Origin of the sequence: Streptomyces sp. NBC_01549, from assembly GCF_026339955.1 — a bacterium.
In the GTDB taxonomy this organism is placed as follows: domain Bacteria; phylum Actinomycetota; class Actinomycetes; order Streptomycetales; family Streptomycetaceae; genus Streptomyces.
In genome coordinates this window covers 493,237-517,924 of the sequence record NZ_JAPEPW010000004.1, presented here as the reverse complement: position 1 = coordinate 517,924, position 24,688 = coordinate 493,237, and the positions used below count along the sequence as shown (strand labels likewise).

21 protein-coding genes and 3 pseudogenes are annotated in these 24,688 nt (G+C 69.9%); 11 read left to right on the top strand and 13 right to left on the bottom strand.

What is annotated here, in order from left to right; translation table 11 throughout:
* Window positions 1-160 precede the first annotated feature (160 nt).
* Window positions 161-613, top strand: coding sequence for a hypothetical protein (locus OG819_RS53055; RefSeq protein WP_266657069.1), 453 nt, complete (start codon window positions 161-163; stop codon window positions 611-613).
* Window positions 614-896: 283 nt separating this feature from the next.
* On the opposite strand, the gene OG819_RS53050 is transcribed toward OG819_RS53055, so the two are convergent.
* Together OG819_RS53050 and OG819_RS53045 are read right to left on the bottom strand one after the other, a co-directional pair.
* A complete protein-coding gene (locus tag OG819_RS53050) occupies window positions 897-1,454 on the bottom strand; it encodes an XRE family transcriptional regulator (protein WP_266636054.1) in 558 nt (185 codons plus the stop codon).
* Between the two features lie 6 nt (window positions 1,455-1,460).
* Window positions 1,461-3,722, bottom strand: a complete 2,262-nt coding sequence (locus OG819_RS53045) for a helix-turn-helix transcriptional regulator (protein WP_266657451.1) — start codon at window positions 3,720-3,722, stop codon at window positions 1,461-1,463.
* 216 nt (window positions 3,723-3,938) lie between these two features.
* Between OG819_RS53045 and OG819_RS53040 the strand changes: the two genes are divergently transcribed.
* The 6 genes from OG819_RS53040 to OG819_RS53015 all read left to right on the top strand — a co-directional run bounded on the left by OG819_RS53040 (window position 3,939) and on the right by OG819_RS53015 (window position 10,216).
* On the top strand, window positions 3,939-4,802 hold the full coding sequence (locus OG819_RS53040) for a TnsA-like heteromeric transposase endonuclease subunit (protein ID WP_323139348.1): 864 nt from the start codon (window positions 3,939-3,941) through the stop codon (window positions 4,800-4,802).
* Window positions 4,768-6,852, top strand: a complete 2,085-nt coding sequence (locus tag OG819_RS53035) for a transposase (protein ID WP_266649865.1) — start codon at window positions 4,768-4,770, stop codon at window positions 6,850-6,852. The genes OG819_RS53040 and OG819_RS53035 overlap by 35 nt, the downstream gene beginning before the upstream one ends.
* A complete protein-coding gene (locus OG819_RS53030) occupies window positions 6,843-7,898 on the top strand; it encodes an ATP-binding protein (protein ID WP_266649863.1) in 1,056 nt (351 codons plus the stop codon). Before OG819_RS53035 ends, OG819_RS53030 begins: the two co-directional genes overlap by 10 nt.
* Entirely contained in the window at window positions 7,895-8,800 is a 906-nt protein-coding gene (locus OG819_RS53025) for a hypothetical protein (protein ID WP_266657067.1), read from the top strand. The genes OG819_RS53030 and OG819_RS53025 overlap by 4 nt, the downstream gene beginning before the upstream one ends.
* Window positions 8,801-8,888: 88 nt before the next feature.
* Window positions 8,889-9,512, top strand: coding sequence for a histidine phosphatase family protein (locus OG819_RS53020; RefSeq protein ID WP_266649859.1), 624 nt, complete (start codon window positions 8,889-8,891; stop codon window positions 9,510-9,512).
* 167 nt (window positions 9,513-9,679) lie between these two features.
* Window positions 9,680-10,216 (top strand): hypothetical protein, encoded by a 537-nt coding sequence (locus OG819_RS53015; protein WP_266656980.1) that lies wholly within the window; start codon window positions 9,680-9,682, stop codon window positions 10,214-10,216.
* Here the strand turns inward: OG819_RS53015 and OG819_RS53010 are convergent.
* Window positions 10,173-11,090 (bottom strand): IS5 family transposase, encoded by a 918-nt coding sequence (locus tag OG819_RS53010; RefSeq protein ID WP_266656978.1) that lies wholly within the window; start codon window positions 11,088-11,090, stop codon window positions 10,173-10,175. The genes OG819_RS53015 and OG819_RS53010 overlap by 44 nt on opposite strands.
* Window positions 11,091-11,257: 167 nt before the next feature.
* Entirely contained in the window at window positions 11,258-11,821 is a 564-nt protein-coding gene (locus OG819_RS58945) for an MFS transporter (RefSeq protein WP_323139486.1), read from the bottom strand.
* A 92-nt stretch (window positions 11,822-11,913) separates the two neighbouring features.
* Between OG819_RS58945 and OG819_RS52995 the strand changes: the two are divergent.
* The 4 genes and pseudogenes from OG819_RS52995 to OG819_RS52980 all read left to right on the top strand — a co-directional run.
* Window positions 11,914-12,012, top strand: a pseudogene (locus OG819_RS52995) (sugar phosphate isomerase); the annotation flags it as partial.
* The gene (locus OG819_RS52990) at window positions 12,012-12,860 is read left to right on the top strand and encodes a TatD family hydrolase (RefSeq protein ID WP_266657065.1); all 849 of its coding nucleotides are present in this window, start codon (window positions 12,012-12,014) and stop codon (window positions 12,858-12,860) included. The pseudogene OG819_RS52995 and the gene OG819_RS52990, both read left to right, overlap by 1 nt.
* Window positions 12,861-12,863: 3 nt before the next feature.
* On the top strand, window positions 12,864-14,015 hold the full coding sequence (gene eboE, locus OG819_RS52985; protein ID WP_266657063.1) for a metabolite traffic protein EboE: 1,152 nt from the start codon (window positions 12,864-12,866) through the stop codon (window positions 14,013-14,015).
* Window positions 14,012-15,394: a nucleotide pyrophosphatase/phosphodiesterase family protein gene (locus tag OG819_RS52980; RefSeq protein WP_266657062.1), complete on the top strand. Its 1,383-nt coding sequence runs from the start codon at window positions 14,012-14,014 to the stop codon at window positions 15,392-15,394. The genes eboE and OG819_RS52980 overlap by 4 nt, the downstream gene beginning before the upstream one ends.
* On the opposite strand, the gene OG819_RS52975 is transcribed toward OG819_RS52980, so the two are convergent.
* The 9 genes and pseudogenes from OG819_RS52975 to OG819_RS52935 all read right to left on the bottom strand — a co-directional run bounded on the left by OG819_RS52975 (window position 15,357) and on the right by OG819_RS52935 (window position 24,342).
* Window positions 15,357-15,911, bottom strand: a complete 555-nt coding sequence (locus OG819_RS52975; RefSeq protein WP_266657060.1) for a nuclear transport factor 2 family protein — start codon at window positions 15,909-15,911, stop codon at window positions 15,357-15,359. The two genes, OG819_RS52980 and OG819_RS52975, sit on opposite strands and share 38 nt — an antisense overlap.
* A 129-nt stretch (window positions 15,912-16,040) precedes the next feature.
* The gene (locus OG819_RS52970; protein ID WP_266636057.1) at window positions 16,041-16,907 is read right to left on the bottom strand and encodes an RNA polymerase sigma-70 factor; all 867 of its coding nucleotides are present in this window, start codon (window positions 16,905-16,907) and stop codon (window positions 16,041-16,043) included.
* A gap of 28 nt (window positions 16,908-16,935) precedes the next feature.
* A complete protein-coding gene (locus OG819_RS52965; protein ID WP_266592783.1) occupies window positions 16,936-17,505 on the bottom strand; it encodes a carboxymuconolactone decarboxylase family protein in 570 nt (189 codons plus the stop codon).
* A gap of 329 nt (window positions 17,506-17,834) precedes the next feature.
* The gene (locus OG819_RS52960; protein ID WP_266657482.1) at window positions 17,835-18,293 is read right to left on the bottom strand and encodes a hypothetical protein; all 459 of its coding nucleotides are present in this window, start codon (window positions 18,291-18,293) and stop codon (window positions 17,835-17,837) included.
* Between the two features lie 58 nt (window positions 18,294-18,351).
* A pseudogene (locus OG819_RS52955) lies at window positions 18,352-19,467 on the bottom strand (phage/plasmid primase, P4 family); the annotation flags it as partial.
* Window positions 19,464-20,577, bottom strand: a pseudogene (locus OG819_RS52950) (bifunctional DNA primase/polymerase). The pseudogenes OG819_RS52955 and OG819_RS52950, both read right to left, overlap by 4 nt.
* Before the next feature lie 648 nt (window positions 20,578-21,225).
* Window positions 21,226-21,609 (bottom strand): DUF6009 family protein, encoded by a 384-nt coding sequence (locus tag OG819_RS52945; protein ID WP_266434275.1) that lies wholly within the window; start codon window positions 21,607-21,609, stop codon window positions 21,226-21,228.
* A 187-nt stretch (window positions 21,610-21,796) separates the two neighbouring features.
* Window positions 21,797-23,326: a phage/plasmid primase, P4 family gene (locus OG819_RS52940; RefSeq protein ID WP_266657058.1), complete on the bottom strand. Its 1,530-nt coding sequence runs from the start codon at window positions 23,324-23,326 to the stop codon at window positions 21,797-21,799.
* A complete protein-coding gene (locus tag OG819_RS52935) occupies window positions 23,323-24,342 on the bottom strand; it encodes a bifunctional DNA primase/polymerase (protein WP_266657056.1) in 1,020 nt (339 codons plus the stop codon). The genes OG819_RS52940 and OG819_RS52935 overlap by 4 nt, the downstream gene beginning before the upstream one ends.
* Between the last annotated feature and the right edge of the window lie 346 nt (window positions 24,343-24,688).

Sequence of the window (24,688 nt, the reverse complement as noted above, 5' to 3'; positions counted from 1 at the left end):
CATCTTGCGCCGCGTTCCTGCACGTCGAACGGTGGGACGTCCTGGGAAGGCGTCACCTGCCCGGCATCGCTGGTTCTCCTGTCCGCGACCGCCCATGGTGGTCATCGGCTGCGGGGCGGTGTCGGGAGCCCCGGGCCCCAACAACGGGAGGAAACAGAGCATGAGTATCCGCAGGCGCGTTACCGCGCTCGCCGCGACCACGGCACTCGCCGGACTGGCCACCCTCGGCCTCACCACATCCGCCGGCGCTGCAACGGCCGCGGCGATACCCCAAGGGGCGCAATCCGTCACCGTCCACCCCGATGGCTATGAGCCGACCTCCCGCATCCAGCGAGGACGCTGCACCGGATGGGTCACCACGAAGAAGATCAGCGGCCGCTGGAACGCCCAGGGGGTACTCCGCTCCAACAACGCCCACTGCCAGATGTACCTCGCTCGCAAGTACGGCAGCGGCAGCTACACGCCGGTCTCGAACGACTATCTCTCGCAGGCGGGCGAGGACCAGACATGGCGCACCGGTTTCCACCGGGATGACCGGGGATACAAGGCGCGAGTCTGCATTTCCAACATCGATCGGGGCGACCAGAAGTTCTACTGCGGCAAGGGCGTCTGATCGCGTGAGCCCCCGGCTGACCGGCCGGGGGCGTCGCGCTGTTGCCGCGGGTTTCGGAACGCCGGGACAGCGGCGATCCGCCGCCGGAGCCGGTCATCGAACTGCCGGACGTCGGACAGGCAGCCTGGACGCAGCATGACGCCCCAGGTCCGCCGTCCGAGCCTGGGGCGTCGGTCACTCGCCGCCTTTCTCGAGCGGCCGACGCCGACCATCCCGCCCCACGCGGATACGCGAGTGGGCCCCGGACCGGCGGTCCGGGGCCCACAGCGTGTTCGGGGCGCGCCTACAGGTCGAAGTCGAGGTGCTGGATGTCGGTGAAGCGGACCTCCTCCAGCTGGCCGGCGCGGCGGCCGCCGTCCTGGAAGTACACCTCCTTGAGCGCTTCGGCGGCGATCTCCCGCAGGCGGTCGTCGCCGGCGCCCTGTTCCTGGGCGTCGAAGAGGCGGGCGGCGTAGCGGGGCGGCAGTGCGACGGTCAGGTGCCGGATGCGGTCCTGGTCCGTGGACCCGATCGGCGCGGTGTAGCCGAGGCGGGCGCGGGTGTCGATGATGATGCCGCCGGTGGTCGCCGCCTTCTCGCGGGCCTTCGCCCGGATCTGCGGCTGCCACCGCTTTTTCACCTCGCTCTCCAGCCGGGCGGCAAGGTCCGGACGCGGCTTCTTGATCTGGTTCTTCACGTACCGCTCGACGGTGCGCTGGGAGATCCGCAGCAACTGGGCGACCGCCTTGGTGCCCTTGAGCTGTTTGACCAGGTACCGCATCTGCGCGCCCGCGCTCTTGGGCGCCGGGCGGGTGAACGCCTTCTGCACTGCGGCTTCCAGGCCGTCCCCGAACACACTCATGCCTGCCTACTCCCCGCTGTCGGCGTTGGTGACGGTGCCGTCCTTGATGTACCGGGCGAGGTTGAGCTCGGGGGCGTCGAACTGCTCGCGGACGCCCTCGCCCCACAGCACGCTCTGGGTGCCCTCCCACTTGACCAGGCCCGGGTTCACTCCCAGCTTGAAGCCGCCCGGCAGCGGCTTGCCGTCCCGGTAGGGCAGGAAGTCCAGCGGGCTCTCACTGTCGGCCGCGTACACGACGCAGTCGGAGAGGATCGCCACCGGGTACTGGCCGGTGAACGCCGCGTGCTTGAGCAGCTTCCGGTGGAGGTTGATCCGTGTGCGGGAGATGACCGCCGCACGGATGTCCGGCCGCCAGGTGGGCCGGGACAGCGCCCGCCACGGCTCGCCGGGCTTCCAGCCCTCGCCCCGGGGCCGCTCGCGCAGCTTGCCCAAGCCGCCCTTGACCGTCGCCTTGACCGCGGAGACCACGATCGCCAGCTCCGGGTCACGGCTTCGGTAGCCGTCCATCGCCACCAGGAAGTCGGCCGGGGACGACAGGTCCGCGTCGACTCCGAGGTCGGCCATCGTGGCGAGGTAGGCGTCGCGCAGCCGGTTGTACCAGGCGTCCAGGTAGCGGCCGTTGTCGTAGCGCACCCACGCCTCGATCGGCGCGACGTCGTACCCGAGCTCCAGCGCGTACGCCACGGTGGGCGTCGCGTACCAGGCCGGTCCCGTCGGGCGCTCGCCCTTCGGCGTGAACGGGCTCGGCAGCAGGCTGCCGTCCAGCTCCACCCACTCCTTGCCGACCTTCACGCGGGACAGGTCGACGTGGGACAGGTCGACCAGCCACGAGCCGGGCAGCTTCGGGTCGAACACCGGGTTCTTGACCTGCGTCGGCTCACCGAGGCCGACGGTCAGGCCGTTGGCTCCGGCGGCAAAGGCCATGTTCACGTCGATGCCCACCAGGTGCCGCTTGGTGCATTCGGCGTCGGTGAGCGGGCGCGCCCAGTCGTACGCCTCCTCGAACAGCTTCTCGCCGGGGCCGCGGACGTGGAAGCGCGGCAGATCCTTGAGCACCGGGTGCCCGTCCGGGGCTTCGCACGGCGCGCAGTCCACCGGGTGCTCGCCCAGGGAGCCCGGCGTCTTGACGTCCGCTTTCCGGAACGCGCCGGTGGCTTCGTCGCGGACGGCGTGGGTCGGCGGGTGCAGGGCGGTCATCAGCTCCAGGCCGGTCACGGCGGTGGAGCCGCGCGGCGTCATCACCCGGGACGCGTACACACCCAGGAGCCGGGCGAGTTCGGCCGGCGGGAGCTGCCCGGCCTCGCCCCAGTGGCGGGTGTCGAGCGCGTTCCATGAGGGGATGCACAGCTGCACGCAGGCCCGCTCCGAGCCCTGCGCCGGACGGTAGATCCGCGCCCACGGCCCGAACCCGCGCTTCGTCAACTTCCAGTCCGCGCGGACCAGCTGCTTGATGACCTTGTGGCCCTCCGGGATCCGCCCGGCGAGCCGCTCTTCCTCCGTGAGGGCGACCGGCAGGCCGTAGCGCTCCAGCGCGGCCTCGGTGAGTACGAGCAGCGGGTCGGCGTCCTTGCCCGGGCCGGACAGTTTCGGCTGCCCGAGCCTGGCCTCCTTGAGGGTCCAGTCGACCAGCGCCGGGATCGACTTGGCGGGCACGTCCAGAACCAGGCCGCCTACGCAGTACGCGAGGACCTGGCCGTCTTCGACGTCGACCACGGCGAGCGGGCCGTTCTCGAAGCGCGGGTCGACGCCTGCCGGAGTGTTCGCCGGGGCCGCCTTCTTCACGCCCGGGCGGCGCGATGTCGCCGACGGCCTGACGGCGCGCACCGGAGGGGACGCGGCGGCCGGAGCCGCGGTCTTGGCGGGGCGGGGCCGGGTGTTCTCTTCAGCCGGCAGGGCCGCAGCCCCGGGCGCCGGATGTGTGGACACAGTCCGCGCCTCCGCCGGGGCGGGGACGCCGGTGAACGTCTCGCGCACCGCCGTGTCCCGCACGGGCGCGGCCGCGTCGGGGACCATCGGGAAGCGCGCCGCCAGGCCGTCCAGGAGCCGGGCGTAGGCGGCTCGCTTCGGAGGTCGGGGTTCGCTGCGGCCGGTCTCCCAGTTGCCGACGGATTCCCGCCGGGCATCCAGTGCCTTGGCGATCTGCCCCTGGCTGAGACCTGCGGCTTCCCGTAGACGCTTGCGCTCTGCCGGGGGCGGCAGGGGGTCCTGGGCGACCCGTTCCAGCAGTGCGTCGACCGCGCCGAAAAGCGCCTCTTCCTCGTTGGGCACAGCGCTCACCTCCGCACCCCATCCTACTTCAATCACTCATGAATTTCCCCTTGATTTAACGTCGATCGCTCACCCGGCACCTCCAGCACCGACAGCGCCCTCTCCCAGTCCGTCGCCCCGCTCCCCCAGCTGTCCTGTCTCTGTGATGTCCGGGCAGTCTCGGAGATCTCCGGGCAAGTGAGCTGACGTCTCAGTCATCTCCGGGCATTTGGTGGGGTGTCTCGGTCTTCTCCGGGTACGCCGTCTCTTCGCTGTCTACGGTCGTCGTGGCTGGTCGACGTCGTACCGGAGGCCCGGGTGAATGTGAACGAGGCGTCGGCAGAGGACGTCGAGCTGGAGTACGTCAGCGCGGCTGGGCTTCGTGAACGCGGGTCTTTGGGGCTCCTGTGGTCGGTTCCGTTTGAGTCGGTACGGCCCGAGCGGCGGTTCCCGGCTTTCCGGGGGCAGGGCAACTGGTGCGGCTGGTACTGGTCGGCGACGTGTGACAGGCATGTGGGATATGAGTCGTGGTTAGAGCGCGATCACCTGATGCTGCTCGACTTTGACCCGCTGGTGACGGGCATGTCCTCACAGCCGTTTCGGCTGTCCTGGGCAGGGCCGGACGGGAAGCGGGTGCGGCACACGCCGGACTTCTTCGTCCGGCGCGCGGATGGCACGGCCCTGGTGGTGGATGTGCGCCCGGATGAGCGAATCGGGCCGGGGGACGCAGTGAAATTCGCAGTGACTGCGGCGGCATGCCGGTCGGTGGGCTGGGACTTCGCGCGGGTCGGCACGCCGGAGGCCGTGTTGATGGCGAACGTGCGATGGCTGGCCGGCTACCGGCATCCGCGGGTGCACCGCCCGGGCGTCGCCGAACGTCTGGTGGAGGTGTTCGTTGACGGCGCCGGTCTGTTGGACGGGGCTCGGGGAGCGGGCGACCAGATCGCGGTGCTGCCGGTGCTGTTCCACCTGCTCTGGCGCCGGGTTCTGACCACGGACTTGGAGACCGGGCTGCTGTCGGCGGACACGCAGGTCCGGCTCGGCCTGGTCCAGGAAGGAGGCGGGGATGCCGTCGCGTCCGCGACTGCTGCGAGCGGGTGACCTGGTCCGCTTCGACGGGCGGCTGCATACGGTCGCCGCTCTGGAGGGGACTGCGGTCCGGCTGGTCGACGAGGGCCAGTCGGCGAGCGTGGTGATGCTGGCCCATCTGCTGTCCTCGGACGGCTTCGAGGTGGTCACACCGGCCTCGGTGCGGACGGTGGTGCCGGCGGCCGGGGTGCTGGAGGGGCTTCCGGCCAAGGCGGTTGAGCGGGCCGAGTGGTGGCAGCGGCATCTGGTGGAGATGCTCTCCGGGCGGCCATTGGACGATCCGCACGGGCCAGCAAAACCCGAGTACGACCCGGCGGTGTGGTCCCTGCGGCAGCGGGAGCTGGCGAAGGCCGCCGAGCTGGCGGCGGCGGGGACGGCGGTGTCGCTGACCGTGCTGCAGGACATGCGGGCCCGCTTCGAGCGGGAGGGAGTGCTGGGGCTGGTCGACCCGCGGCTGCGGACCGCCTCGGACGGCACAGGTCGTGCCGACCGGCGGGTGGTCGAGGCCCTGCGGAAGGTCGTGGAGGGGCAGACGGGCCGGTCCACGGTCTCCGCGCAGGTGCTGCGGCGCCGGATGGAACGCCTCCTGGAGGCCGAGCACGGACCGGGAGTGGTGCCGCTGCCGTCGCGGGCGGCTTTCTACCGGCTGTTGAAGGCGGTCAGCGCCGGGCGGCACACGCTGGGCTCGGCCCGCACTCGCCGTTCGCTGGCCAAGCAACCGGACGGCATGTTCGGCCAGCTCACTGCGGCCCGTCCGGGTGAGGTGATGGAGATCGACTCGACTCCGATGGATGTGCTGGTCGTTCACGATGACGGCACGGTGGACACCGTCGAGCTGACCGGAATCGTGGACATCGCGACTCGCACGCTGTCGGCGGCGGTGCTACGGCCGTCGACGAAGGCGGTGGACGCCGCGCTGTTGCTGGCGCGGGCGATGACTCCGGAGCCGATGCGCCCAGGCTGGGCGGACGCTTTGCGGATGTCCCGTTCGGTGCTGCCGCACGCCTCGCTGACGGCGCTGGACGAGCGGCTGGCCCAGGCGGCGGCCGTTCCCGTGATCACGCCGGAGACGATCGTCTGCGATCGGGGCAAGGCCTATATCTCCGACACGTTCCGCTCCGCCTGCCAGTCGCTGGGCATCTCCTTCCAGCCCGCCCACCCCGACACCCCGACGGACAAGCCGCACATCGAGACGACGCTCGGGTCGGTGGCCTCGATGTTCGTCCAGCACCTTCCCGGCCACAAGGGCCGCAGCACCGAACACCGCGGCACCGATCCGGCTGCGGAGGCAGTCTGGACAATCCACCAGCTTCAGGAACTGCTGCAGGAATGGATCGTGCACTGGCAGAACCGGCCGCATGACGGTCTCCGCGATCCGCTGATGCCCGGCAAGGCGTTGAGTCCGAACGAGAAGTACGCCGCTCTGGTCGCGGCGGCCGGGCACGTCCCGGTCGCGCTCAGCCCGGACGAGTACATCGAGCTGCTGCCCCGCTGTCGGCGGAGAATCAACTCCTACGGCATCCGCCTTGGCCACCGCACCTACGACAGTGCTGAGTTGACCCCTTTCCGCCGTCAGCCGTCCGGCGCCGGAGTGGACGGGCGGGGCTGGGAGGTCCACTACGACCCCTACGACATCTCCCGCGTCTGGGTACGCAACCACCGCGGGGGCGGCTGGATCACCGCCATCTGGCGGCACCTTCGCACTGCTCCGATGCCGATGGGCGAACTCGCCTGGGACCACGCCCGCCGCATCCTGGCCCAGCGCGGCACCGACCCGGCGACCGAGGACGAGATCGCCCGGGCCGCCGTCGCCCTGCTGGACCGCGCCGCCGACGGCCCGGAGGACAAACCCGCGAAACCGTCTCGCGCATCGCGCGGCAGCGGCCGGGACCGCAAGGTCGCCGCCCGGACCCGGGCCACCGCCGAACCGACCTGGCCCCGGCCGGACGCACCGGTCGAAGCGCCCGCTGCCGAACCGATGGAGACGGACGAGGACGAACTCGCCGACGTGATCCCGCTGGAGATCTTCGACGCACGCAAGGAGGCCGAACGGTGGTGGTGAACACGCCGGAGCCTGACGGTGAGGAAGTGCCTGAGCTCGGCGAGGACCGCACGGACCCGTCCACGCGGCTGGAGGGCTGGCGCCGGTTCATCGACGAAGACCCGGCCGTCTTCGACCTGCTGCCCGAACAGCAATGGCAGGCCCTGAGCCCGCCGATGCGGGACGCCTACGACGAGGCCCGCATCGCCTACCACTCCGAACTCCAGGTCGTTCGCACGTCCACGGTCAAGGACATCGCCCACCAGGGACGGCTGCTGACCCTGCTCAACCAGCGCGAGCACGGCGCCCGTCGCGGACTCATCGTCTCCGGGGAGTGGACCACCGGGAAGACCACCGCTCTCAAGCAGCTCGGCCGCCTGCACGAACTGCGTGTCCGGCAACGCTTTCCGGGAAGCGACCGCATCCCGGTCGTCTACATCACCGCCCCGCCCAAGGGGTCCCCGCGCAAACTCGCCATGGAGTTCGCCCGATTCCTCGGCCTGCCTGTCATCGGCCCGAGGCACAACACCATCGACGTCACCAGCGCCGTCTGCCAAGTGCTCATCGAGGCCCGCACGGACCTGGTCCTGGTCGACGAGATCCATCTGCTCAACCACGCCACCATCGCCGGTGAAGACCTCTCCGACCACCTGAAGTACTTCACCGAGCACCTGCCCGCGACCTTTGTCTATGCCGGGATCAACGTCGAGCAGTCCGGGTTGTTCACCGGCATTCGCGGCAAGCAGCTCGCCGGCCGCTGCGTCCTCATCCGCACGGGCCCCTTCCCTCTCAACACCGAGTGGCGGTCCCTGATCGCCTCCATGGAGTACACCCTCCGCCTCCACCGGCACGAGCCCAACACCCTGGTGAAGATGGTGAAATACCTGCACCAGCGCACGGGCGGCATGATCGGAAGTCTCTCCCACCTTGTCCGGGCTGCGGCGATCTCCGCGATCCTGGACGGGACCGAACGCATCACCCGGACCACGATCAAGAACATCCGCATCGACCACAGCAGCGAATCCTCCGGCCACAGCCGTCCCTCATCCCTGCCCCACACGGGATGAACGTGTTCCGTCCGGCCCTGATCCGTCCTCTGCCCATCCCGCTGCCGCCGTTTCCCGGCGAGTGCGAGTCGTCCTACTGGTCCCGACTGGCCCTGGCCAACCATGTCCCTCTGGCCCGACTGCGAGCACCGTCACGCTGGCTGGAATCTCACCTGACCAGCGTCGATGTCCTCTGCATCCTCAGCGGCCAGACTCGACAACACCTGGTCCGCACACTCCCTGACCTTCAGACCGACGAGCGCCCTGCAGATCCGCCCGCCATCCCGGATAACCACGTCCTTCGCTGGGCCTGCCGCCGTTGCGTCGTCGCGCGCACAGGCGCGACACTTCCCGCCCAGATCTGGGCACCCATCCACGACAACGTCTGCATCCGCCACAGACTATGGGTCGGTCAGCACGTCCACGCGCCCGAGGAGCAGCTCGATCTGTCCCGCACCCCCGATGTCGTTCGAGCACAGCAGAAGTACTGGCGCCTTCGCCGACATCACGGCACAGCCCTCATCGACCTCTGCGAGGAACTCACCGCAGGGCTCTGGGCCGGGCTCGCCCACCGCCACTACCGGCTCGTCCACCGAGCCGAGACCCTTCACGACCTGGTCCGAGTCAAAGGGCCCGAAGTCGAGCCGGACAGGAAGGCACCCTGGCTGACAGCAGCCGGATTCCCCGAACGCGTCGCGCTGATCCACATGTTCACGTCTCCCCACTGGAGGAAACTGGCGATGAGCGACGACTTCTACGTCTCTCTCAGCAGCATCGTCCAGTTCCATCAGCGCTTCCCCACCGAGAGCCCGATTCGCGGGACCAGCCGCATCTGGCTCACGAAGACTGTGAAGTCGTCAGCCGCGGAGATCGAGTATCGGCTCGGCAACCCCGAAGGCGTCCCCACACTCATCGCCAACTGAGCCAGCTCAGCCGCGACGGAACTATGCACAACGAGCTCAGCGTCCATCCCGACATACAAGATCACGGATGGCAACGGAGACCCGGGACATGACAGACACAGCCACTCGATACCTCTACCTCGCCCGGCACGGTGAAGCGTCAGCAGACGAGACAACCCTGACGGAAAGCGGCCGGCGCCAAGCCGTTCTGCTCGGAGAACGACTCCAGAGCACCCCACTTTCGGCGATATATCACGGGCCGCTGCCTCGGGCGCAGCAGACGGCCCAGCTGATCAGCGCACAACTTGACGCCGTCCCACTGCACCAGTCGGAACTGGCCGGCGACTACATCCCCTACCTGCCTGCGAAGGAGGAGCTTCCGCCGGATTCGGCCGAAGCCATGCTCAACTTCCTCGCTCAGGTTCCCGAAGAAGAGCGCAACCGCGGTCCTGCAATGGCCCGGGAGGCACTCGCAGAATTCACAGGCCCGGTCGACGGCGATCGCCCCCGCCATGAACTGGTTGTCACGCACAACTTCCTCATCGGCTGGCTCATCCGGGCTGCCCTCGACGCGCCCGAGTGGCGCTGGATGGGCCTCAACCACGGCAACGCAGCACTGACGGCCATCCGATACGCACCCGGCAGGCCGTCCTCCGTGCTGTTCCACAACGACATGCGGCACCTGCCCGCAGAACTGCGCTGGACCGGCTTCCCGCCCGAACTCCACATCTGACCAAGAAGGCCGTTTGCCCGGACTTGAGCGAGACGACCTTACGAAATGCGTCTCAGAAGCTGTTGTCTTTCCGGATGTGATCGCCGCGTTTGCGCTGGTCGGGCGTATGAGTGGTGGTTCCGTGGGAGTTGTGGCCTGTCGAGTCATCGCTCCCCGGGAGGTCGCGAATGCCGTCAGTCGTCGGACTGCTGGAACAGCACGAACTCGCCGCTCGCCGTCGAGTCGACGGGCTGCGGGAGGAGGCCGACCGCATCCAGGCCGAACTGGCCGCGGCCGAGCAGGAATGGCAGGAGTGGGCGATCGCCCGCAAGCGGGTCGACACGGTGCTGGCTGCAGACGGCGGCAGCACCGCCGACACGGAGGTCACCGAGGATCCGAGGGATGCAGACGCGCAGTCGGCGCCCCGGGATGCGGCGAAGCCGAAGTCGCAGGTGCCGGTATGGCGAGAGGGGCTGGCCTGGCCGGCACTGTCGGTGGACTACCAGCGCATCCTGCAGTTGGGGGCGGACCGGGTCCGGCTCGGGCAGGGGCCGGTAACCTGCCAGGAGATGGCCGCAGCGTTCGGCATGGACGTGGTGCCGGCACGGGTGGAGGCACTGCGGTCGAAGGCGAAACGTCTGGTCGCGCGTGGCTGGCTGGCTGAACCGGCGCCGGGCCGGTTCACGCCCGCCCGCGGTGTGGCCCAGCCAGACGGCGGCTCATGACCATGGTCATCGACCACAGGATCATCGCCTCGGCACTGGCGGTGCGCCGCTCGTAGTCGCGTGCCAGGCGGCGGCTGCGCATCAGGTGGGCGAAGAGACGCTCGACGATCCATCGTTTGGGCAGGACTACGAACCCCTTGACGTCGTCGCTGCGCTTGACGATCGCCAGCACCAGCGCGAACGCGGCCAGGCAGTGCTCGACGAGGCTGCCGGTATAGCCGCCGTCAGCCCAGACGAGGGCGAGGCGGTGGTGCGCGTTGGCCACCCGGGCGAGCAGGACCTGCGCGGCCGAACGGTCGCCGACATCCGCAGCGGTGACCATCACGCCCAGCAGCAGGCCGAGGGTGTCGACCACGACATGCCGCTTGCGCCCGTTGATCTGTTTGCCGCCGTCGTAGCCGCGGCTGTCTGAGCCCACCACGGCGTCCGCCTTGACCGACTGTGAGTCGATCACACCGGCCGTGGGCTCTGTGTCCTTGCCCAGCATCCCGCGGACCCGCTCACGCAGCCGGTCGTGGAACTCCCTGACCAGGTCATGGTCGCGCCAGCGGCGGAAGAACGCGTACACCCGGTCCCACGGCGGGAAGTCCACCGGCATGGCGCGCCACTTGATTCCGTTGTCAACGAGGTAGCGGATCGCGTCCAATATCGCCCGGTGGCAGTACGCCTCCGGCTGCCCGCCGCGACCGCGCATCCAGCCCGGCACCGGCAGCAGCGGCCGGACCTTGGCCCACTCCCCGTCGGTCATGTCGGTCGGGTAACGGCGCTCGCGCATCCCGTTGTCGGTGGCGTTTCCGAACCGGTGAGCCAGACAGTCACACGCGAGGGTGACCGGGGTGGACTCCGTCTCGGCGGTCGCGTAGAACTGCGACAACAGGGCCTCCTGGATCGCTCGTTGGCATAGACACCCTCTGAGCTACCAAGAGGCCCTGCTCTCATGCCCGGCGCCGACCGCAATCACCCGATCGAGACTCCCGTTCGAAGCGCATCTCTCAAGATCGAAAAGACAACAGCTTCTCACTCAAGTCCGGGCACCGCAGGTCAGGGGCTCGCCTCGCCCGGACTTATCTGAGACCGGACAGGGGGCCTCAGCTCCCGGTCGGACCCGCGGCCGCCTTGCGCAGCGGCGGCACGAACGCCAGGGCCAGCAGCGACAGGAGCAGGTTGAGGACCAGCGTCACGGTGAACGCGTGGGTGTATGCGTGCGGGGACGAGGCGGCGTCGAGCGTGCTGAAGTAGAGCAGGCCCACCAGCGCGATCCCGAGGGACATGCCGAACTGCGTCGGCGATGACCACCAGGCCCAACGGCACGTTGACCAGGAAGATGGGACGCCGGCCCCATCCGAACAGATCCGCCCGGACCAGGACACCGCCGATCAACTGGCCGGTGATGGCGGCCAGTCCGATGGTGACGCCGAAGAGCGCGAGGGCGCGCTCGCGCCGTGCCCCCTCGAAGGTGGTCTGGATGACGGAGAGGATCTGCGGGAAGAACAGGGCGGCGGAGAGGCCCTGGACACATCGGAAGGCGATCAGCGATCCCATGCCGGGTGCGCTGCCGCAGGCGAGCGAGGCGGCGGTGAACAGTCCCAGACCGGCCAGGAACATCCGTTTGTGGCCGACGATGTCGCCGAGCCGGCTGCCGGTCACCAGGAAGAGCCTGTACACCGGGATGTAGCCGCCGACGGTCATCTCCACCCCGCATGCTCGGCGACTTCGCCGCGGAGCGCACCGCCGCGGGGCGAGCCGTCCCCGAGGACCTCAGCCACGTACTCGCCCTGACCGCCAAGGAAGTCTGATGCGCATCTTCGACCCGCGCATCCACATGACCTCGCGCACCACCGACGACTACGAGGCGATGTACACGGCCGGGGTGCGCGCACTGGTCGAGCCCGCCTTCTGGCTCGGCCAGCCGCGCACCTCGCCGCAGAGCTTCCTGGACTACTTCGACGCGCTCCTCGGCTGGGAGCCGTTCCGGGCCGCGCAGAACGGGATCGCACACCACTGCACGATCGCCCTCAACCCGAAGGAGGCGAACGACCCGCGCTGCACCCCGGTCCTGGACGAACTGTCGCGCTATCTGGTCAAGGACGGCGTCGTCGCCGTCGGCGAGATCGGCTACGACTCGATGACGCCCGCCGAGGACACGGCGCTCGCCGCGCAGCTCGAACTCGCCGCGGAGCACGGGCTGCCCGCGCTGGTGCACACCCCGCACCGCGACAAGCTGGTGGGTCTGCGCCGCACCCTCGACGTGGTGGCCGAGTCGAAGCTGCCGGTCGATCAGGTCCTGGTCGACCACCTCAACGAGACCACGGTCAAGGAGGCCAGAGCGGCCGGCGCCTGGCTCGGCTTCTCCGTCTACCCGGACACGAAGACGGACGAGCACCGCATGGTCGCCGTCCTGAAGGAGTACGGGCCCGAGCGGGTCCTGGTCAACTCGGCCGCGGACTGGGGCAGGAGCGATCCGCTCAAGACCCGCAAGGTCGGCGAGGCGATGCTCGCCGCCGGCTTCGACGAGGACGATGTGGACCGGGTGCTGTGGCGCAACCCCGTGGCGTTCTACGGACTCAGCGGCCGGCTCGCCCTGGAGCTCGCGAAGCCCGCGTCGCTGCACGAGGGCAACTCCATACTGCGCGGGGGCGAATGAGCCGTGCGCCTGACCCACCCCGACGGCACGACCGTGCACCTCGCGTACTGCACCAACGTCCATCCGGCCGAGACCCTCGACGGTGTCGTCGCCCAGCTCGCCGAGTACTGCGAACCGGTCCGCCGGCGCCTGGGCACCGACCGTCTGGGCGTCGGACTGTGGCTGGCCCGTGACGCGGTGCGCGCCCTGAACGCCGACCCCGCCGCGCCGCGCCGCCTGCGCACCGAGCTGGACCGGCGCGGCCTCGAGGTCGTCACGCTCAACGGCTTTCCCTACGAGGGTTTCGGCGCCGAAGTGGTCAAGTACCGGGTGCACCGGCCCGACTGGACCGATCCGGAGCGTCTGGAGTACACCAGCGACCTGGCCCGTCTGCTGCCACCGGATATCACCGAGGGCACCGTCTCCACCCTGCCGCTGGCCTGGCGCACCGGCTTCGACGAGGCGGTCGCCGACGCGGCGCACCGGGCTCTGAGCGAACTGGCCCGCCGCCTGGACCACGTGGAGCAGGGACGCTCGATCCGGATCGCCCTGGAGCCGGAGCCCGGTTGCGCGGTGGAGACCACCGCCGACGCGCTCGCCCCGCTCGCCGCCCTGCCCGGCCACCGCATCGGCCTGTGCCTGGACACCTGCCATCTCGCGACCGCCTTCGAGGATCCCGCGCGGGCGCTCGCCGCCCTCGATCGGGCGGGCATCCCCGTACCCAAGGTGCAGTTGTCGGCGGCCCTGCATGCCGGCAACCCGAAAGACCCCGCGGTCCGTTCGGCGCTCGCCGCCTTCGACGAACCGCGCTTCCTGCACCAGACCCGGGCCCGCGCGGGCGGGGTCCTGCACGGCACCGACGATCTCGGTCAGGCGCTGGCGGGCGACGCCTTGCCGGACACCGTGCCCTGGCGCGCCCACTTCCACGTCCCCCTGCACGCCCCGCCCGCCCCGCCGCTGAGCTCCACCCTCGACGTGCTGCGCGAGGAGCTCACCGTGCTGGTCGGCGGGCCGACGGCACGCAGCACCCACTTCGAGGTCGAGACCTACACGTGGCAGGCCCTGCCGCCCTCGGCACGTCCGGCCACCAGCGCCGAGCTCGCCGACGGCATCGCCGTCGAACTCCGGCTCGCCCGCGACCTGTTGACCGACCTCGGACTCAAGGAGCAGCAGTGACCACGGCCCCGCCTCCCCTGCTCGTCCTCGACGTGGTGGGCCTGACCCCCGCGCTCCTGGAACACATGCCGCGCCTGCGGGAGCTCGGCGGCGCCGGCTCGCGCGCCGGGCTCGGTACGGTGCTGCCGGCCGTCACCTGCGCCGCCCAGTCGACGTTCCTGACCGGCACCCTGCCCGCCGAGCACGGCATCGTCGGCAACGGCTGGTACTTCCGCGAACTCGGCGAGGTGCTGCTGTGGCGCCAGCACAACGGGCTCGTCGAGGGCGACCGGCTCTGGGACGCGGCCCGCCGCCTGCACCCCGGCTACGCCGTCGCCAACGTCTGCTGGTGGTACGCGATGGGCGCGGACACCGACTTCACGGTGACCTCCCGCCCGGTCTACTACGCCGACGGCCGCAAGGAGCCCGACTGCTACACGCGGCCGCCCGAGCTGCACGACGAACTCCACGCCGCACTCGGCACGTTCCCGCTGTTCCACTTCTGGGGCCCGGGCGCCGACCTCGTCTCCAGCCAGTGGATCATCGACGCGACCCGGCACCTCAACCGCACCCGGCATCCCGACCTGACGCTGTGCTACGTACCACATCTCGACTACGACCTGCAGCGCTTCGGCCCCAAGGACCCGCGCTCGCTCAGGGCCGCCGCCGACCTCGACGCGGCGCTCGCCCCGCTGCTCGAGGACGCCGAGGCCGAGGGACGCACCGTGGTCGCCTTGTCCGAGTACGGCATCACCGACGTCAGCAGGCCCGTCGACCTCAACCGGGCACTGCGCCGCGCCGGTTACCTCGAGGTGCACACCCAGGACGGCATGGAGTATCTGGACCCCATGGCCTCCCGCGCCTTCGCGGTCGCCGACCACCAGCTCGCGCACGTGTACGTACGGCGGCCCGAGGACGTCGCCGGCGTGCGGGAGGCGCTGGAGGGGGTCGCCGGGGTCGCCGAACTCCTGGGTGAGACGGGCAAGAAGGAGCACGGCCTGGACCACCCGCGCTCCGGTGAGCTGGTGGCGCTCGCCGAGCCGGACTCCTGGTTCACGTACTACTACGGGCTCGACGACGCCCGCGCCCCCGACTTCGCGCAGCTCGTCGAGATCCACCGCAAGCCCGGGTACGACCCCGCCGAGCTGTTCATGGATCCGCTCGACCCGTACGTGAAGGTCAGGGCGGCGGGTGCGGTGGCCCGCAAGAAGCTGGGCATGCGCTACCGGATGGCCGTGGTCCCGCTGGATCCGGCCCCGGTGCGCGGCAGCCACGGCAGGCTGCCCGAGCGGCCCGAGGACGGGCCGGTGCTGCTGTGCTCGCGCCCCGGCGAGGTGAGCGGGACGCTCGCCGCCACGGAGGTCAAGTCGCTGCTGCTGCGGCTCGCCGGGCTGACGTGAGGTTGTCGAGAGCGCTGCGGAGCGTGTCGATGCGCCAGATCCCGTCCGTCTCACGGCGCAGGTGGAAGCGGTAGGCCCCGGAGATGGCCAGCGAGGAGGCGGCGTCCTGGATGCGCAGCTGGATCATGTAGGCGTGCGCCGTGGCCTCGTCGCCGGACAGGTCGATCACGTGGTTGGTGAACATGTGGCGCCGCTGGTCGCCCTGTTGGGGCCAGAGCGCGGCCTCCGCCGCCGCGATGGTCTCCGCGCCCCGGTGCAGCGGAGTCTCGATCTCCCCCATGACCGTGGCACGCCAGGTGGCGTCGGCGGTGAAGCACTCGGCGAGGGCGGCCTGGTCGCGCTCGTCGTAGGCCCAGCCGTACCGGGCGATGCGCTCGGCGATCAGCAGACGGTCCAGGGCCGGACCGCCGTGCTCACCGCCCGGGGAGCGCGGCGGGGTGAGGGCGACCAGTCCCGCGGCGGTGGCCCAGCCGGGGGCGGGGCGGGCGGTGGTGGCGGTCTCGGTGATGGTGTCCATGACTCTCCCAGTCTCTCCGGTCTGTGAGGTCCTGCTGGGCATTTCCTGTCCCGTAAAAGGACCGGTCCGGGCGGTCTGCACCGCCCGGACCACTCGGGACGCCTGCCGAAGCGCCCCGAGAACCCCCGGCTACCTGGCCAGTTGAGCCAGTTCGTCCAGGCGCGTCAGCTTGTGCGGGTTGCGCACCACATAGATCCGCGTGACCCGGCCGTCCTCGACCTCGAGGCTCACCGCGGCCGGCTCGCCGTCGAACTCGATACGGCCCGCGGGAGCGCCGTTGAGCCACACGGTCCTCGTCTCGAGCGCCTCGACCACCCGCTTCGCCCGGGCGAGCACCGGCGCCACCTCGGCGGCACCATGGATCGGCACCAGGGCGGCGGACACGACCCCGCCCCCATCGGCGATCATGACCACGTCGGGGGCCATGACCTCCATCAGGTCCTGCAGCTTCCCGGTGCGCAGCGCGGTCAGGAACCGCTCCACCACGACCTGTTGTTCCGAGCGGCTCACCTGCATCCGCGGCCGGCGGGCCGCCACGTGCTCGCGGGCACGCCGCGCGATCTGCCGCACCGCGGCCGCCGACTTGCCGACGGCCTCGGTGATCTCCCCGTACGGCATGTCGAAGACCTCACGGAGCACGAACACGGCCCGCTCGGTGGGTGCGAGCGTCTCGAGCACGGTCAGCATCGCGATCGAGACGCTCTCCGCGAGTTCGACGTCCTCGGCCACGTCGGGACTGGTCAGCAGCGGCTCCGGGAGCCACTCCCCCACGTAGTCCTCGCGGCTGCGCGATAATGTCCGCAGCCGGTTGAGGGACTGGCGGGTGACGGCCCGCACGAGATACGCCCGTGGCTCGCGCACCTGGGAGCGGTCGACGTCGGCCCAGCGCAGCCAGGTCTCCTGCAGCACGTCCTCGGCGTCGGCCGCGGAGCCGAGCATCTCGTACGCGACGGTGAACAGCAGGTTGCGGTGGACGAGGAACGGATCATCGGTCATGGCGTCATGAGTCACACCGATCATGTTGTCAGGCAGCACCCGACGTCTGAGGGCGCTTGGCCAACGGGATCTGGCACGCCTCGGAGTAACCCTGCGACGTGATCCCGTGCGCGGTGTTGACCCGGGTCGACAGGTTGGCGAAGCCGACGAACACGGTGAGCTCGACCAGGCCCGCCGGGCCGAGCTGCTTGAGCAGGCTCGCCGACAGCTCGTCGGTGACGGTCGGCGGGGTGTTCGTCATGGCCTCGGAGTACTCCATCACCTCGCGCTCCAGCGGGGTGAACGCGTCGGAGTCACGCCAGTTGGGCACCTGGCTGGCCTTCTCCAGGTCGAGGTTCTGGTTCAGTGCGGCGAAGTAGTTGATGTCCAGGCACCAGCTGCAGCCGACCTGGGCCGCCACGGCCATGTGCGCGAACGTCTTGAGGCCCTCGTCGACGGCGTCCCACGCAGCGGCCTTCGCCGAGAACTCCAGGTTGGAGGTGGCGACGGCGGGGTTGTTGAAAACCACCTCGACGGGCTCGGGTACGGAGCCGAGCTGCTTGACCAGAGCCTCCTTCATCTCGGCGGGAAGCTCGGCCTTGGGGATACGCGGTGCCATGGTGTTCTCCTCTTTCAGGGGCCTTGCGGCCTGTTTGGCATGAAGACACCGCCGGGCGCACGAGTGTGACAACCATCCGTGCGCCGACGGACGCCCGCCTGACCGGCGGCGGGCGTGGCGTGCTTCGTGGCTGGTGAACCCGGTCAGGTGGCCGGGAACTTCAGCAGCTCGCCGTCGGTGGTGCTCAGCGTGTTGCTGGTGACGTAGATGTCACCCTTCGCGTTGACGGCCAGGCCCGTGGGCTCCGTCAGCGGGGTGTCGGTCGCGATCGGCCAGCCGGGTTCTCCCGGCCGGGCACTGTGCTGTCGCGCTGGGGTCCGCCCGCGGTCCTACTTCTTGGCCAGGGCGTCGGCGGGTTCGGCCGGCGCCTTGGGGGCCACGGGCTTGCGGGGGTCGGCGTTGATGAAGACCGCCACCAGCAGCGCGGTGCCCAGCATGATGCCCAACGCCCAGGTCGCGGCGACGGAGTAGCCGTGGACGGTGGCGTCGCGCAGGGTGCTGCCGCCGTGGTGGTCGGCCAGGTAGGTGGCGCTGGCCGCGATCGTGTTGAGCAGCGCGGTGCCGATCGAAGCGCCCACCTGCTGGGCGGTGTTGACGGTCGCGGAGGCGACGCCGCCGTCCTGCGGGTCGACTCCGCTGGTGGCCACCGCCACGGTCGGCACGAACAGGGTGCCGATGGCGAGCCCGAGCAGCATCTCGGCCGGCAGGATCACCGCGGCGTAGGAGCTGTCGGGGGTGAGCTGGGTGAGGATGGCGAGCGAGGCGGCCGCCGCGAGCAGTCCGGGCACGATCAGCAGCCGGGGTGGCAGCTTGGGCAGCAGCCGGCTGGAGATCTGGGTCGCGCCGGTCCGCCAGGTTGTCGATCTTGCGGTCGTCAGGGACGACCCGCTCGAACGGAATCAGCCGCATGCGCCGCCAGAACGCGGAGCCGCCGGTGCCGACTTCGGGCCGGTGGTTGCCCAGCAGCCAGAGTTTGTGGGTGGGTTCGAAGCTGAAGAAGTCCTGACGCATACGGCGCGCCTTGATCCGGTCGCCGCCGGTCAGCAGCTTCACGCGGGCCTCGTCGAAACAGTCCCCCGGCTTGACCTCGCTGCACACGATGACGCGTCGGCCGTGCAGTTCGGCCAGGTCGGTCGGATGTCCCTCATAGGGACGGGCCATCAGGAAGCCGGGCGGCGCGGCATCGGCATAGTCTCCCACCAGCTTCATCAGGACATCCAGCAGCACCGACTTGCCGTTTCGGCCGGAGCCGAACAGGAACGGCATGACCTGTGCGCCTACGTCGCCGGTGATGGAGTACCCCAGCAGCAGATGCAGGAAGTCGATCATCTCCTCGCCCTTGGGCCCGTCGCCGAAGGTGTCGGCGAGGAACCGGTCCCAGCGCGGGGTGGGCATCGACCGGGGGGCCGCGGTGGTGGAGCGGGAGTGGAAGTCCTTGGTCGGGTCGGGCGTGCGGATCAGTCCGGTGCGCAGGTCGACGATGCCGGCCGGCGTGCACAGCGCGTACGGATCGGCGTCCAGACGTGCCGCGTGGAGCACCATGCCGGGAGCGGATCTGGCCTGGGCGAGCATCGCGTTCATGCCACTGGTGCTGAGCGCGCGGCGGCGGTGCTGCTGCAGCGCGGCGGGCGTGAACACGCCACGCGGGTCGGTGCTCGCCAGAGACTCCGCCAGGTCTCCGGCAGCCCACATCACGGTGTCGTCCTCGTCGACCTGCCAGCGGGTGCTGTCCCAGCGGAACCAGCCGAGCCCGGGCACGTGCCGGTAGTCGTTGGAGTAGAGCTTGACGAACAGTTTGGCGTTGCCCCGGTCGCTGAGGGTGTCGGGCAACAGCCCGTCGGCGGTGGCCTCCCCCGCGTTGGACGCGCTCTGGTCCTGGCGGGGGCGCGGCACGGACTGGGCGAGGATCTGCGCGGCGACGGCCTGGGCGTCGAAGAGGGTGCCGTCGTGTCCGAAGGTCATATTCGACCTCCCGGGGACAGCGGACGCAGTCGGCCGGCGCCCAGGCCACTGCGGATGATGGCCCCGTAGCGCTGCTCCTGCCCGGGGCGGGCGTGCTCGGCCGCCTCCGTCAGGACCCGTTCCGCCTCGTCCGCCGACAGGTGCCCGGCGGCCACGAGGCCCCCGACGGTGTAGGCGGCGCGGTTCAGCTTCTCGGAGAACGCCGCGCCTTCGGGTACGGCGGCGCAGTCGGCCACTTCGGCGAGCAGCGTGGCCAGGGCCCGGCCGACGGCACCACGACCGCCTCCCGCGGCGATGACGGCCTGCCGGGCGCGGGGCGGCACCGGCCGGGGCGTGGGCACGTGCGCGGGCGGCAGGTGGCCGGTGCGCTCCAGCTCCCGGGCGAGCCAGGCCGGCAGCGGAGCGGGCTCACGTACGCCACCCACGGGCTCGTACGGCCCGGCCTCGGTCAGCGTGCCCGGGGCGACGATGTACCCGCCGCATGCTCGTACGTCGACCTGCCAGGCCAGCGCACGGCTGCCGCTCGACCCGGTGGAACACTGCCACTGCCGCCCATGAGAGGCCCCGGTACCACACGTGAAGGCCCCCGGACGGGGTGCGTACGCGCAGGGTCGTCTCGTCATCGGCGGGACTGGTGGCGCCCCGCAAGGCGGCCAGCAGACCGATCGTGTGGAACCCGTCGGCAAGTCCGGTCAGGTCGACTCCGTCGGCAATCCCGATGCCGGGCAGCAAACGGTTCCGGTCGGGCAGCTGCCTCTCATGGGCGTCGACGTCGATGATCACCAGCCCTGCGGGGCCGCAGGCGACTCCCACACCGAGGCCCGGGTGGGCACCCCACCACTGCTCGATCCTGGTCGAGTCCAGCGTGGCGGCACGGAACCCATGGCACCAGCGGCCCGCGGCGGGGCAGCCGCATGCCACGTAGGTGTGCCCGGATTCCCGGCAGGACGCACAGTTGCCTGCCGGCGTCTTACGGCCCGGGGCAAGGGGATGAACCGGCCAACCCCGACCGGCGCACCATCGGGCGGTCGCCAGTGAACGAGGAATGCCTGACGGCCGGGCTCCCGTCTCGCGTGAGTCGCTGCATAAAAAAGGCAGCTCAGAAGCCATGCGCATCCCCCATCAGCGACCCAAGCGACTGAACGACTGGAACAGACTAGCGAAACGGAGGTGACAGAACGAGGCACCCGAAGGAACTGAGCCAGAACACGTCAGCAGGGATGCGAGCGACTCACGAAGCGGCCCAGCGACCGGGGTTGCTTGCGTCGCTTCTTCAAGCACTCAGCCTAGAAGCAGGTCAGAGGCCCTAAGAGGGGCCAGTCAGCGACTGAAGCGACTCATGGTCCCCATATATGGCTCCCAGGCGCCCACACAGAGCACATCCCACTCCCCATATATCCGTACGCTGAGTCCTTCAGTCGCTGACTGGCCTTGAACACCCACTCCGACCTGTGGTTTTGTCTCGGGACTCACGAGCGACCGACCGCGCGTCCCGTCACTGTCTCCCAGTCGCTGCCGCAGGCCGCGCGATCCGCGAAAGCACCCACGCCCGGATCCACGCCAGCGACTCAAGCGACTCTCCAGCGGAACTTCCCCGGCCGGTCTGAGCGTCACTGGACAGCGACTCAAGCGACTCTCCAGCCATGCTCTGGGGACACTCGGCCGGACGTCCTGACGACCGCGCCTCAGTGACGTGGCCTGACGACCGCGCCTCAGTGACATGGCGAGAAAAGTCCGGCGCCAGGAGTGGGGGTCGGTCTAGGAATGGGAGCCGGTTATGGCTGCCGGCCCTCTTTGCGAGCGGGGGGTCTTCTCGCCCACCTTCCTGACCTCGATAGTGCGCGGATCCACGGCTTCGCCGGGGGCGCCTTCTTGGTAGAGGCCTTCGGGTTGGGCGTCGCGGTCGTGCGGAAGGAGGAAAAAGACGCGACGGCGGTACAGGCCGCTGTCCGGGTCGGCTTCGGCGTGGTCGTCGAGTTCGGCGTAGCCGACCATGCGGCCGTCGCGGGCGTAGCGGGGTTTGTTGCGGCGGCGGGGGGTTTTGTCGAGGGCCTGGCGGACGTAGTCGAGCTTGTCGGGGTCTTCCAGCCACACGACGTGTGCCTCGTGGGTGAGATCGCCCTCGGTCAGTAGCGAGCTCATAGCTGGTTGCCCTCCTTGGTGTGCCAGGTCGGACGACGGTCCGCCTCGTGGTGTGGTGTGCCGCCTGTTGGTGAGTCTGCCCCAGCGACTTCATGGTAGGGCGGGCCGGTGGGGGCGGGTAGGGGCATCCGGGTGCCCTGACGCGCGCGGCTGTGGCGCGGTTCGCTGTGGTGGTGTGGGGGTTGGTTCATGAGGGTGTGTCCAGCAAGGCCAGGCCGGGGTAGTACTTGCGGCCGTTCGATTTGATCATGTCGGCGGGTGAGGCGAGTCCGACTTCCTGCCGCACGCGGGTGGCAAACGCGCGGGTGCCGGCGGGGCGGATGCCTTCGCCGCTGCTGCACCAGGAGGCGTAGGCGGTGTAGAGGAGGCCTTGTTCGACGCGCAGGTCGGGCTGGGCCTCGAGGTCGCGGCTGCAGCATTCGGTGAGGAAGCGGCCGATGTGGTCTTCGGTGTTGGCGTACGCGGTGGTGGCGATGCGTACGCGGTCGGGGCCTTCGAGGTTGTCGCGGGTGGTGAGGTAGCGGCGGGCGCCCTCGATGAGCCACTGCAGGATGCCAGGGCCTTCGTCGCGGACGAGTTCGAAGGCCAGGTTGTCGATCTTGCGGTGGTCGGGGACGGTGCGTTCGAAGGGCAGCAGGCGGATGCGGCGCCAGAACGCGAAGCCGCCGGTGGACACTTCGGGGCGGTGGTTGCCGAGTAGCCACAGGTGGTGGGTGGGGCTGAAGGAGAAGTAATCCTGCCGCATACGGCGGGCTTTGATCTTGTCTCCGCCCGTCAGGAGCCGGACGCGGGCTTCGTCGAACTTGTCGTTGGGCTTGAGTTCGCTGCAGACGATGAGGCGGCGACCGTGGAGTTCGGTGAGTTCGGTGGAGTGCTCGGAGAACGCGCCACGGTCCATGAGGAAGCCCGGCGGAGCCGCATCGGCGTAGTCGCCCAGGATCTGGATCATGGTGTCGAGGAGGACGCTCTTGCCGTTCTTGCCGTGGCCGTGGAGGAAGGGCAGGACCTGTGCGCCGACGTCGCCGGTGATGGAGTAGCCGAGCAGCAGGTGCAGGAAGTCGATCATTTCCTGGCCTTCGGCGTCGTCGCCGAAGGTGTCGTGCAGGAAGCGGTGCCAGCGCGGAGTCCCGGTCTGCTGGGGGGCGACGCTGGTCGCGCGGGAGTGGAAGTCGCGAGTGGGGTCGGGCTTGCGCAGCAGGCCGGTGTTCAGGTCGACGACTCCGGCGGGAGTGCACAGGGCGTAGGGGTCGCCGTCGAGGGTGTCGGGGTCGACGGAGAGGTCTGGGGAGGCCTTGGCCTGGGTGAGGAGCGCCTTCATCCCGGTGGTGGACAGGGTGCGCTTCTTGTGGTGGTGGAGCTCGCGGTCGCTGAAGAGTCCGTTGGGGTCGGTGTCGGGCATGTCCTCGGCCATCTCTCCTGCGGCCCACAGGGCGGCTTTCTCGCCGCCGGTGCGCTTCCAGCGGTAGCCGTCCCAGGAGAACCAGCCCAGGCCTTCGACATGGCGGAACTGATCGCGGTAGAGCCTGACGAACAGCTTGGCGTTGCCGCGGTCGGTGAGCGTGCCGGGCAAGGGGGCCGGCTGCGCCCAGGACGGGGTGGCCGGGGAGGCGTTGGCCTGGGCGGGTAGGGCCGCAGGCGGAGGGGATGCCTGTTCGAGGTCCAGCATCTGCTGAGCGGCGGCGGTGGCGTCGAAGCGCGGGGTTTCGGCGCTGCTCATGAACGTCCTTCGAGGTGGAGCGGGCGGGCGGACCCGGCGGCGAGGGCGTCGTCGACGATGCGTTCGTTACGGGCACTCTGCCAAGGCCGCGCTGCTTCGGCAGCCTGGAGCAGCAGGGTCCGCACGGTGTGTTCGTCGAGATGCCCGGCTGCCGTGAGTCCTCCGGCGGTGTAGGCGGCCTTGTTGAGTTTCTCCGTGAAGGCCGCGCCTTCACGCGTGGCCGCGCACTCGGCGACGTCGAGGAGCAAGGGGTCCAGGACCCGGTGACCGTCGGCAGCGGTTCGGGGACGGCGGGTGCGGGCGACCTTGGGTCTGGGACGGACCGTCGGGCGCTGGATCACGTGGCCGGTCCTCACGAGTTCTTCGCCGAGCCATTCAGGCAAGGGCGCGGGCAGTCTGGTCGGCCCTTCACGCAGATACGTCCCCTGGGTGGTGCGAGTGGTGGGGGCGACGATGTAGCCGCCGTCGGCCCGTACGTCGACCTGCCATGCCAGGGCGACCTTGGAGCTGGATCCGGTCGAGCAGCGGAACCGGGTGGCTGGGTGGGGGTTTCGGTACCAGACGTGCAGACCACCGGACGGGGTACGCACGCGCAGGGTGCTGTCGTCGTCGGCGGGGCTGGGCTGCCGGCGTAGTGCCGCCAGCAGCGCGAGGGTGTCGAAGCCGGACGCCAGCCCCTGCAGGTCGACGGAGTCGTGGATGGCGATGCCGGGCAGAAGGCGGTTGCGGTCGGGGACCGGCGCGGAGTGCGCGTCGATATCGATGACGATCAGGTCGGCTCCCCCGCAGGCGACGCCGACGCCCCAGGACGCGGTACCGGACCACCAGGCGTCGATGCGCGCGGCATTGGTCGTCGCTGCGTGGAAACCATGGCACGGGCGCCCGGCGGGAAGACAGGCACAGTCAGCCGGCTGGTGGTGCTGGTCTTTGCAGGCTGCACAGTTGCCTGCGGGCGTCTTGCGGCCCGGCGCAAGCGGATGGACAGGCCAGCCCTGCTCGGCACACCACCGGGCCACGGCATGCGGTGCTGCAGGCCTCGCAAGGCCTGCTGGCACTCTCCTCGCGCTGGGGCCGAGCACGTGTCTGTCCTTCTTCGAAGTTCTCGTCCCTTCGGTCCCTGTCAGGCCCGGCCAGTGCAGTGACCACGTGCCGGGGTGAGGGACTCAAGGGACTGTAGGGACTGTGTTTCGGAAGAGAGTCTAGGACCCAAGGACGACAGCGTAAGGCAGCTCCCCCGCGTGGCGGCTTATCAGCCTTCCAGTCCCTACGGTCCCTTGAGTCACTCCGCGACACAAGCTATGAGAGCAATACCCGAATTGTGAGTGGCTGGAGGGGCCGTACTGCGCACAACCAGCTGCAGCG